Origin of the sequence: Dysgonomonas sp. Marseille-Q5470 (assembly GCF_951230145.1) — a bacterium.
Taxonomy (GTDB): domain Bacteria; phylum Bacteroidota; class Bacteroidia; order Bacteroidales; family Dysgonomonadaceae; genus Dysgonomonas.
The window spans coordinates 1-10,453 of the sequence record NZ_CATNVE010000017.1; the positions used below are offsets into that span (position 1 = coordinate 1).

Below are 10,453 nucleotides of genomic sequence, written 5' to 3' on the forward strand. Positions count from 1 at the left end.
GGGAAACTTACTTTCGATAGTAGCTGCTTTTAGTGTATTACGCATTCCACACCTCCTTCTTTTTAGGGTATTGGAACAAGCGACGGGGATTTTTACGGTTGATCAGAAAACGGGGATGTTGCCGTTTAGCGAGCAACTTCATGAGTCCGTATTCTCCATATTTCGCATTCAGGTTGAAAGTCAGCCATACCAGTGTGGAGGCGGCGATAACACCGAAACCGAGACATATCCACTGATCTACTCCGGCCATATACATCACTACAAATGCGATGAATACAGCCAATAGACCGCCTGCGAAAATGAAAAGGTATTGTGCTTTCAAACCCTTAAATTCCACGCTCTTGCCAATGCCCTTGTTAATATTATACTCCATTTCTTATTTGTTTGGAGCTTGATTACAGGAAGAAAGAGCGTAGAATGGTAGCAGCCACGATAAGGAAGATACACGCACCGAACCACGAAGCGGCTGTTTTTGAGGTGTCTGGGTCACCTGAGCTAAACTTATTATACACTTTGATGCCCCCGATGAGTCCTACAACTGCACCGATGGCGTATATGAGTTTTGTTCCCGGATCGAAATACGAAGTTACCATATTGGTAGCTTCGGTAATACCTCCGATACCGTTGCCTTGTGCGAATACTGATGATACAGCAACCATGATAAAGGCTGCTGACAGAAGAAATTTTTTCTTTGTCATACGATTTTTGATAATAGTACAGGGGGTGGAATAGTCCCCTGTACCAAGTGGATAATGTTGTTTAACTTTGATTTTTTAGTGGGGGTCGCAGACCCTTTTGTTTGGCTGACGTCAGCTAACCATAATCTCGCTCTTTCATGTTTTTTTAGTTTTTTGTTCTTACATATTGTTTACGCAAATCTGCGTACATCAAATTCTTTAGGTGCTTTGACTATCGGTTCATTCGATACTTCCGCTTCTTGTTGTTTGCGGTGGAAGGCGGCAAAATAGTCATCCATCAATGAGGATACGACCACTTTCTTTTTAGGTTCACCCGATACAACTTGTTCAAACATATCGGTCTTGCGTATCTCGACCAATACCCGTCCAGCTTCTTCTTTTTCTTCAGATGTTGCATTGTCGGGAGTCTCTACTGTTCGCACCATACTCGCCAAATTATTGAAGTCAAGCCCCAACGCCATTGAAACCCCGGCTCTCCCTTCGGTATCTTCCTCTTCACTTTCTGTTTCGTCTATTTCTTCAGAATCATTGTCAGGCTCAAATTCGGGGGGAGTGTTCTCAATCTCTAAATTGATTTCATCTGAATTTTCTTCCGTTTTATTATCTGTTGAAAAGACTTCATCGAGTTTATCCAAAGGGATTGCTACCGAGGTCTTTTTTTCTTCTTTCTCGACAAATATAGAAGCATTTTTGTTCTCTTTTTCATTATTAATCAGAGTGGTAGCTTCTGTCCGGGATTGTCTGATGTCAAATTTGCTTTTGCCGATAATATCCTCTTTAGGTGCTGCACGAAACGGATTAAATACCGATTTTTTAGCAGCATTCTTTTTTCGTTTTTGCATCCGCTCTCGAAGCAGGTAAAGAACGACAAACAATGCATACAGCACGATGGCTGAAATAATATATTGTTTCATGGCTAAAATATATCTGTGTTCTTTTTGCGATACAATTCGGTAATCTCGTTTTGATAGGTATCAAAATGATGTTCCAATACATTGTTCAGGTAATCGTACAAACTATAATCGTTCTCTCCGATAACCTGTACAATACGTATAATACGTTCGTGAAACTCCTTTCGGATATAAACAGGTTTTCTGTCTCTGGTTTTATTTTGGACTTCTCTAAAAAAACAACCTTCATATTGTTGAACCGTTGTTGGAAGAACTACATTTGATGTCTCACAAGGAGTTGTTCTTTTATTGATTTTTTTTCTCTTTTTCATGTTTTTTATTTTTGGATTAAAATATTTTTTCGATATTATTATCATATAGTTCGGTTATATCTTCCTGATAAGTAGTGAAATGATGTTCCAAAACATTGTAGATGTAACTGAATAAGGAAACATCATTCTTGGCGATGACGTGGAGTATCTTAATGATTCTCTCGTGATGCTCTTTACAGATATAAACCGTTTTTCCACTTCGTGCAGCTATTGCCGACTCATGTATAAAAAGGCTTTGATAATCCGCCTCTACCTGTGCTTTTGATTTTCGCTTACGTGGTTCCTCGCGTGGCAGTTCTTTTATGGCTTCGGTTACAGGTAGTTGCACTTGTTCTTCGACTTGCTCCTCTTGATTAGTTGCTCCTTCTATCGAAGTAGATTCGGGAGAATAAGCCTGTAACTTACGTTCTCTTCTGCCTGTACGTGCGATGATGTCCTGAGCATTCAACTTCGTATCGGTTTTCTTTTCTTCCATAGCGGCTTACTTTAGAATTTCAAGCAATTCGTCTGAAAGAGTATCTATGTTACTACCTTTTACAAGAGACTTATCTACAGGGAATAGAGTAGATCGGAACAAAGCTTTGTGACTTTCGGATTGTTCACGTCGAAATCGCAGGCTATTGGGGATAAATGCATTTAGAGTTGTAAACTCCAATTCATTAATCACCGCCTCATATACTTCGTAGAGTTCGGATTTTTCCCGTCCATCCACCAGATTCCAAAGCAGATAGATTTCTTTAATATCAGACTTGCCACTGCCCATAATATCATCACGTACAGTCACCATGTAATCAAGTGTACTCTCCATCACTACACGGTCAGCCGCAATGGGAGCAATAATATAGTCCATTCGTGCAAGCGTATGGATTAAATCTACATTGTTGAGTGTTCCCGGCAGATCGAAAAAGATAAAATCAAAATCACCTTGTGGAGTCAGATGTTCGGCATCAGCGATAGCTTCTTTGGTATTGCTCTCGATAATAGGATAGGCTTTTTTGTTTTCCAAACGGGTAAACTGTTCGTACAGCATTCCTTTGTAATATTCGTCATTTTCGCACATCTTAAAATCTCGCTCTCGCATGTCTGCAATGGAATACTGAGGATAATCACAATCAATTACTGCGATATTTTTTCCTTTTACATAGTGCAAATAGGAAGCTGCCAATACGGTAAGAGTTGTTTTTCCGGCTCCACCCTTTTGGGTTGAGAATGCCACATAAATAGGTTTCTTTTTCATTTTAATTAATTTGTTAATGGTACAATCGTTTTTTCGTATAGCCGTACCCAAGGGGATACATATATTTTTAGGTCTCAATCATTATACGGTGGTACATTTGTTTTTAGCAACCAACCATTGTATAGCGGTACATATAACCAGCCCTATGTTGTGCTATTTTTATAGCGGGACGTTGCAACAGACTTACGTTCTTAGGTTGGTTGGTTCGTAAATTGGTTGGTTTGATTTTCCAAACCATACACACAACCTATGTATCTGAAAATGGACTATTCGACCAACCTCTCATTGTACGTTTTTACCTCTGTATAATCGCACATAGATTCCTCCTTTGGTACGACTGATTGTAGGTCGTTATATCTCGCCATACAATCAATTGTCCGGCAAATAAAATCCATATTTTTCATACTTACACTATATTTTTGAGAGGTGGCAGCTTGTGTCCAAGGTTGTCTATACCTGTTGATTTTCAATTGATTATTTTAGAATATAACTTTGCTGCATGAAACGTGAAAGAGGATTCATATAGGTTTTAAGTTTGTTCCGACATTCAAAAAATGCCTGACAGAGATCAGGCTTATATCCCGAACTTTTCAGGATAGGATGATGCCCTTTACGGGCAAAAAGTATTTGCATTTGAGCAAATAGCAAGGTATGTTGAGTGCATCGCAAAATGAATTTTGCAGCACACAACCCTTGCTCTTCCAGAGGGGTATTTTCCTCTCCGAAGTCGGGAAAAATGAAGACGGATTGAACCGTCCGTAGCGTTCATAAACCACTAAAAAATCATGTTATGAACGAAGAAAAAAGAAATCCCCATAAACGGGGAAAAGGGGGCAGACCCCCGAAGAACGATCCAGCGAAACATCGACTGACTGTAAACCTGACAGATCAGCAACACGTCGATTTTTTAGCCTTGTATGAACAGTCGGGCGTACAATCCTTATCTGGTTTTATCGCTGCTCGCATCTTTGGCGATGAGTTCCGTGTAGTGAAAACCGATGCTTCGGCTGTAGAATTTATAGCAAGGCTCACTGCTTTACACGGACAAATTCGGAGTATCGGAGTCAATTACAATCAAGTTGTAAAGGAATTGCATTCCAATTTTGGAGAAAAAAAAGCATTGGCATTGCTCTATAAATTGGAAAATGCAACTATTGAATTGGCGGGAATCGGACGGGAAGTGATGCAATTGTGCGAGCAATTTAAGGCTAAACATCTCTAAAAATGGTTGCTAAATTTAGTCACGGAAGCAGTTTGTATGGTGCACTTTCCTACAATCAAGAGAAAGTAAATGAGGGTTTAGGAAAAGTTTTGGCTACCAATCTGGTCATTGAACCTAATGATGGAGTGTTCAGTGTTGCCTCTTGTATGGAAGATTTCGAGCGATTTATGCCCTCGCATATTCGTACATCGAAGCCCGTTATCCATATTTCACTCAATCCACATCCGGACGATAAGCTGACCGATCAGCAGCTTGCTAACATCGGGCATGAATATATGGAACAGTTCGGATATGGCGGACAACCCTATATGATTTTCAAGCATGAAGACATTGGCAGGGAGCATATACACATTGTATCGACACGTGTACGCACGGATGGCTCAATAATCAGTGACAGCAAAAATTACGAACGCAGCAGAAAGATTACCGATTCTTTAGAACAAAAGTACGGTCTGCACTCAAAAGAAAAGAATCAGGGCGAGGCATGGCAGCTTGCTCCAATAGACGTTAGCCAGGGGAACTTAAAAAAACAGGTGGCAAACGTCATAAAACCGCTCTCAGAAATGTATTCTTTTCAGACTTTAGGCGAATATCGTGCTTTACTTTCCTTATATAATATAGGAGTAGAAGAAATGAAAGGAGAAAATAAGGGTAAAGCATATCGGGGATTAGTCTATTCGGCATTGGATGGTGATGGCAATCGTGTTGGCACACCTTTGAAATCCTCCCTGTTCGGCAAAGATCACGGCTTGAATAGCTTGGAAAAGCGATTCGACAAGTCAAAAGAAACAATCAAGGCAAACGGCGTAGCCAAACAAACTCGTGCTACTGTTGCTGCGTCCTTTGCAAGCACCCGCACAGAGAGTGAGTTCCGAGCGGCCTTGCGGGAGAAAGGTATCGACCTTGTGTTACGTCGCAACGATGAAGGACGCATCTATGGGGCTACATTTATCGACCACAACCAACGGGCGGTTCTTAATGGTTCTCGTCTGGGCAAGGAGTTTTCGGCAAATGTTCTTAATGAACGTTTTGCGGATAATCCGCCTTGCAAGGATCTGCAAGCACCAGCCCCGAAACATTCCGAGAATAAACAAACAACCACCGATCAGCAACCACAATCAACACACTCCGAGACGAATGATCCGGTGGGGAGTTTATTCTCTGTCTTTACTCCCGAAGTCGAAGGAACAGATAACAAACAACCGACCTTAAAACGTAAGAGGAAAAAGAAACGTAGGTATGGGAGACAGATGTAAGAAATCAGAAAGCCACTTATAATAGGAGGCTTTCTGATTATTAATCTTTATTTACTTCATTATGAAAATATCTATCGAAAGAATGAGCAAAAATATTTCTAAATTCCTTGTAAATAATATACGTATCTTCTGAATAATCATCATTAAATTCCCGCATCATTGGATGGTTGAACATTTCCATTGCTTTTGAAAAGTTATCTATCGCCTTTTGTTTCTCAGTTTTGCTTTTTGCCGTCTTTAATGTGCGATAAGTTTCCATACCAACCTCATATATCCAGGGCAAATCATCCCGAAATATACTGATCATCATAAGAAAAGCAATGTTTGAGTCGGAAAAATCCTTACTCATATGCAGAATCTCCTCCATCATCATCGGATGGAATTTCCTGCGCCTTCTTCCAGACTTCTCGGAATTAACTCGTTTATCAATGCGAGAAGGAAGATCTTGAAACATAATTTTCACTTCCTCAAATAATTTAGCAATAGAAGCATCCTCTACTAATTCTTCGGTTTTTCCATCGGATTCTGGCTGTTTATTCAAAAGTTCAGCAAGTTTTTGTTTGAAGACTTGTACCTGCCCTTTGATAATTTCCTCATCCGGTTCAGAGTTAGGAATTCTTTTGACAAGTTGTAAAATTAGTTTAGTTAGACTATCTTCATCGTCACCGCAATTTTGAAATTGGGCAAAAGGTCCATTATTAGCTTTATTTAATGGTATGCCTACTGCAACACCCAAAACGGTATTATTTAATTTGCCTTTGGCAACACCAGCTTCATAAAGAATCCATGGGCGGTTTACACTATTATGGGTTAGCAAGCACACAATATCAGAGGCCTCATCAAGTTTCCTCATAATTTCAGGATACCATTCTACACCATATTCCATTCCCTGCGTCCCCTTTTTATCAGACGAACGAAAAGATTTTAATACTCCAGCACTTACACTACTCAATAACTTACTGAAAGATTCTGCTATTTCAGCATCCCTTGTGTCGTGACTAATAAAAACAAGGGCTGGCTTCTGTTTGGATACAGTTATTTCTTCATTTACAGTAATCGTAGTTTCACTTTTTTTACCCATTATCTTTATTGATATTATATTTATTTACACTTCTCTTCAATTGATATTCAGCTACAAATATATGTAATTAATGAATATTTCCATAAATATATATTTCATCATTTTTGCATATAGACATTTCCAGACACAAGCATCCTCCATCTGAAAATACCGTATAATGTCATAACCATCTGCTTACATTCGCATTTTTAATGAATTACAAACAAATTAAATTCAACATTTATGCAAAATGAGGATGATTTAAGAGGACTTGCTAAAGTCATGGAGTTTATGAGGGCTATTAGTATTTTATTCGTCCTGATGAATATTTATTGGTTCTGCTATCAGGCAATACACGAGTGGGGAATCAATATCGGGGTAGTAGATAAAATTCTGATGAATTTTAACCGTACCGCAGCTTTGTTCAATTCTATATTGTGGACGAAAATCTTTTCTGTAGTCTTTCTTGCTTTGTCCTGTTTGGGAACAAAGGGAGTGAAGGAGGAAAAGATTACATGGAATCATATCTATGTATGTCTTATTTTTGGTTCTGTATTCTTCTTTCTGAATTGGTGGCTTCTTTATCTGCCACTTCCTAAAATAGCCAATGCTGGTTTCTATATTTTCACCATTGCAGTGGGATATATATTGCTATTGATGGCGGGTACATGGATGAGCCGCTTACTCAAAAACAACCTAATGGACGATCCATTCAATAATGAGAACGAATCGTTTATGCAGGAAACCAAGTTGATGGTAAACGATTATTCGATAAACCTGCCTACAAAGTTCTGGTACAAAAAGAAGCAATGGAAGGGTTGGATAAACGTAGTAAACCCGTTTCGTGCAGCTATTGTATTGGGTACTCCGGGTTCGGGTAAATCCTATGCCGTTGTAAATCAATTTATCAAACAGCAAATTGAAAAAGGTTATACAGGCTACATTTACGATTTCAAGTTTCCAGACCTTTCGACTATTGCCTATAACCACTTGTTAAACAATAGAGAAGGTTATGAGAAAGTACCGACTTTCTATGTGATAAACTTTGACGATCCGAGTCGTTCACATAGGTGCAACCCGATTAACCCTTCCTTCATGGATGACATCTCGGATGCCTATGAGAGTGCATACACGATAATGTTAAATTTGAATCGAACGTGGGTGCAAAAACAAGGTGACTTCTTTGTAGAATCTCCGATTATTCTTTTCGCAGCTATTATCTGGTATTTACGCATTTATAAGGATGGTAAATACTGTACTTTTCCTCATGCCATAGAATTTTTGAACAAGAGCTATGAAAATATTTTTCCAATTCTAACTTCATATCCAGACCTCGAAAACTACCTTTCTCCCTTTATGGATGCATGGAAATCTGGTGCGGCTGACCAGTTGCAGGGGCAGATAGCAAGTGCTAAAATACCACTTTCCCGTATGATTAGCCCACAATTATATTGGGTAATGTCGGGAGATGAATTTACATTAGATATCAACAATCCGGATGACCCTAAAATATTGGCTGTCGGTAACAATCCTGACCGACAAAATATCTACGGAGCAGCACTCGGATTGTATAACAGTCGTATTGTGAAACTAATAAATAAGAAAGGACAGCTCAAAAGTAGTGTTATCATTGACGAGTTGCCGACTATTTATTTCAAAGGGTTGGATAATTTGATAGCTACTGCCCGAAGCAACAAAGTTGCCGTGTTGCTTGGTTTTCAAGATTTTTCGCAGCTAAAGCGTGATTATGGAGACAAAGAGGCTACCGTAGTGATGAATACGGTAGGTAATATATTTTCGGGGCAGGTAGTCGGGGACACGGCAAAAACCTTGTCTGACCGTTTTGGTAAAGTATTGCAGAAGCGCCAGTCTATGACCATTAACCGCAACGATAAATCGACTTCCATTTCTACACAAATGGATAGCTTGATACCACCGTCCAAAATATCCAATCTTACACAGGGTATGTTTGTAGGTGCGATAGCTGATAATTTCGACGAGCGGATAGAGCAAAAAATTTTCCACTGTGAAATCGTAGTCGATAATGAGCGGGTAGCTGCCGAGACGAAGGCATACAAGAAGATACCTGTTATCACCAACTTTGTGGATGAAAATGGCGTAGATCGTATGAAGGAAATGATTAAGGAGAACTATGACCGCATCAAAGCCGAAGCCAAACAGATTGTAGTCGATGAACTACAACGAATAAAGGAAGATCCGGATCTTTGCTATTTGTTGCCGAAAGAAGAATAGAACCATAAGCACTAAATATAAAAACCGAATAATCTATAAACGTTATTCGGTTTTTATATTATTAGGCCGGAAGTTCTTACTTCGCAGCCTCGATAGATACTTTACGAAATTCTTTCAAAGCTTTTTCTATTGCTAAAGATGTTTTTCTTGCACGAGTTCCTGCCGCTTTGTTGCCGTTTTCTACTTGTTGAGAGGCATCTTTTTGGAAATCTGCAATTAGGGAGTTAATGTTTTCTACTAAATTTTTCATTGTTTTTTATTTTTTGATTCGCGGCAAAGATAATAATTATCATAAATCATCTTTGTTCTCTTTTTCTAAATCTGCTACTACCTGCTTTAAAATAGAATCAAATACATTGTTTAGTTCATCATTCAGAATTAACGAGTCTCCATTCCCGAATGCTATATTTTTACAAATATCTTTCAATATCTGCTGTTTGCCCTTTTCATTAGGTAGTTTTCCATTACGATAAGATATCCAATCCCAGATATCATCTTCAATCATAGACATGATATCTCCTTGAGCAAATTCGTCGAACTCAGAGTAGCTCAACTTACTCTGTCCCCAATCTCCAAAAAGGTCATTCTCTTCATCGTCACCATCCGACTGACTTCTACTCATCCCCAAAATCATTTGAGCAAATTCGGCAGCTTCAGGATATTTCTTGTTTTTAGACATTTTTTCAAGAAATTCCCAATCTTGTCTGGAGCGGGGATATTTCCCGGCAATCCGATCTATTTGATTTATGTGTTGCAGTTCATTTTTACGTTCCTGTGGCAAAGATGAACATTCCTTACAGATATGTTTTGCATGACCTTTCCCACTAAAAGCCTCATTTGGTTTAGATGCTCCACATATCCGACAATAGTGTCCTCGCTTTTTCTTTTTAGCCATAATGATATTCTAAAAATAACAATCACAAAGATACAGTTCTTTCCCTATTCAGATAATGAAACAGGTCGATAAATAAGAACCTTTCTAAAACCATCTATAGACAACCCCAGACACAAGCTGCCACCATTTTAAAACCTTGCAATCAGTCCATTAGTAAGATGTATTTTCGCTTTGCATTAATAGTAATGCAGAATAAAAACATCATTTATTATGGATCAAAACAAAGTAAAATCTGAAGAGCCGAAAGTCTTATTAACGCAAGGCGAAGATGGCAAACTCAAAGTCATCACAGGGGAGCAGGACGGTAAACTCAAAACCGTTGAACCCACTAAAGCGAATGCCGACCAGTTTTTGAAGGTTGATACCAACAGTAACTTTCTGGAAAATTTCTTCAAGAAGATGTCGGCACAGTTCAATCACCCATCGCACACAGGTGTTTATGCAGTCGGGATGTCAGCCGTAGATAAAATTGCTGCTTTTCTTGACAAACTTATCCGTATCGACCACACGGATAAAGCTCTCGATCCGTATCGCCTTAAATTTGATGGTAAGGTAAAGATACATATTGAGCTAACAGGTCAGTTTCAACCTCTAGATCTTAATAAACTCA

Annotated in this window: 14 protein-coding genes and 1 pseudogene; 4 read left to right on the plus strand and 11 right to left on the minus strand. The window is 39.0% G+C overall.

The genetic code is table 11. The features are described from left to right. Positions 1 to 37: 37 nt before the first annotated feature. The 8 genes from QOX35_RS16150 to QOX35_RS16185 form a co-directional block, all read right to left on the minus strand. Positions 38 to 373 (minus strand): DUF4133 domain-containing protein, encoded by a 336-nt coding sequence (locus QOX35_RS16150; protein WP_183309003.1) that lies wholly within the window; start codon positions 371 to 373, stop codon positions 38 to 40. Between the two features lie 22 nt (positions 374 to 395). Continuing rightward, positions 396 to 698, minus strand: a complete 303-nt coding sequence (locus tag QOX35_RS16155) for a DUF4134 domain-containing protein (RefSeq protein WP_006844193.1) — start codon at positions 696 to 698, stop codon at positions 396 to 398. Positions 699 to 868: 170 nt separating this feature from the next. Further along, complete coding sequence (locus tag QOX35_RS16160; protein ID WP_183309002.1) at positions 869 to 1,612, minus strand: hypothetical protein; 744 nt, start codon at positions 1,610 to 1,612, stop codon at positions 869 to 871. Between the two features lie 2 nt (positions 1,613 to 1,614). After that, positions 1,615 to 1,965 carry a DUF3408 domain-containing protein gene (locus QOX35_RS16165; protein ID WP_349630744.1) on the minus strand — a complete coding sequence of 117 codons (351 nt, stop codon included), beginning with the start codon at positions 1,963 to 1,965 and terminating at the stop codon, positions 1,615 to 1,617. Next, positions 1,937 to 2,395, minus strand: a complete 459-nt coding sequence (locus QOX35_RS16170; RefSeq protein WP_183309000.1) for a DUF3408 domain-containing protein — start codon at positions 2,393 to 2,395, stop codon at positions 1,937 to 1,939. Before QOX35_RS16170 ends, QOX35_RS16165 begins: the two co-directional genes overlap by 29 nt. 6 nt (positions 2,396 to 2,401) lie before the next feature. Then, positions 2,402 to 3,157: a ParA family protein gene (locus QOX35_RS16175; RefSeq protein WP_283687812.1), complete on the minus strand. Its 756-nt coding sequence runs from the start codon at positions 3,155 to 3,157 to the stop codon at positions 2,402 to 2,404. Positions 3,158 to 3,260: 103 nt separating this feature from the next. Beyond that, entirely contained in the window at positions 3,261 to 3,395 is a 135-nt protein-coding gene (locus QOX35_RS16180) for a hypothetical protein (RefSeq protein ID WP_283687813.1), read from the minus strand. Between the two features lie 28 nt (positions 3,396 to 3,423). Continuing rightward, positions 3,424 to 3,561, minus strand: coding sequence for a hypothetical protein (locus QOX35_RS16185; protein WP_283687814.1), 138 nt, complete (start codon positions 3,559 to 3,561; stop codon positions 3,424 to 3,426). 386 nt (positions 3,562 to 3,947) lie between these two features. On the opposite strand from QOX35_RS16185, the gene mobA reads away from it, so the two are divergent. Further along, a complete protein-coding gene (gene mobA, locus QOX35_RS16190) occupies positions 3,948 to 4,379 on the plus strand; it encodes a conjugal transfer protein MobA (protein ID WP_183308915.1) in 432 nt (143 codons plus the stop codon). A gap of 2 nt (positions 4,380 to 4,381) precedes the next feature. Further along, the gene (gene mobB, locus QOX35_RS16195) at positions 4,382 to 5,635 is read left to right on the plus strand and encodes a conjugal transfer protein MobB (RefSeq protein ID WP_183308914.1); all 1,254 of its coding nucleotides are present in this window, start codon (positions 4,382 to 4,384) and stop codon (positions 5,633 to 5,635) included. A 40-nt stretch (positions 5,636 to 5,675) separates the two neighbouring features. On the opposite strand, the gene QOX35_RS16200 is transcribed toward mobB, so the two are convergent. Continuing rightward, complete coding sequence (locus QOX35_RS16200; protein ID WP_183308913.1) at positions 5,676 to 6,716, minus strand: TIR domain-containing protein; 1,041 nt, start codon at positions 6,714 to 6,716, stop codon at positions 5,676 to 5,678. 222 nt (positions 6,717 to 6,938) lie between these two features. On the opposite strand from QOX35_RS16200, the gene mobC reads away from it, so the two are divergent. Continuing rightward, complete coding sequence (gene mobC, locus QOX35_RS16205; RefSeq protein WP_183308912.1) at positions 6,939 to 8,948, plus strand: conjugal transfer protein MobC; 2,010 nt, start codon at positions 6,939 to 6,941, stop codon at positions 8,946 to 8,948. A 76-nt stretch (positions 8,949 to 9,024) separates the two neighbouring features. Here the strand turns inward: mobC and QOX35_RS16210 are convergent, their stop codons facing one another. Together QOX35_RS16210 and QOX35_RS16215 are read right to left on the minus strand one after the other, a co-directional pair. Next, complete coding sequence (locus QOX35_RS16210; RefSeq protein ID WP_183308911.1) at positions 9,025 to 9,198, minus strand: BF3379 family histone-like protein; 174 nt, start codon at positions 9,196 to 9,198, stop codon at positions 9,025 to 9,027. Between the two features lie 39 nt (positions 9,199 to 9,237). Next, positions 9,238 to 9,843 (minus strand): hypothetical protein, encoded by a 606-nt coding sequence (locus QOX35_RS16215; RefSeq protein WP_183308910.1) that lies wholly within the window; start codon positions 9,841 to 9,843, stop codon positions 9,238 to 9,240. 210 nt (positions 9,844 to 10,053) lie between these two features. Here QOX35_RS16215 and QOX35_RS16220 point away from each other — a divergent pair. Then, positions 10,054 to 10,453 (plus strand): annotated as a pseudogene (locus tag QOX35_RS16220) (DUF3945 domain-containing protein); the annotation flags it as partial.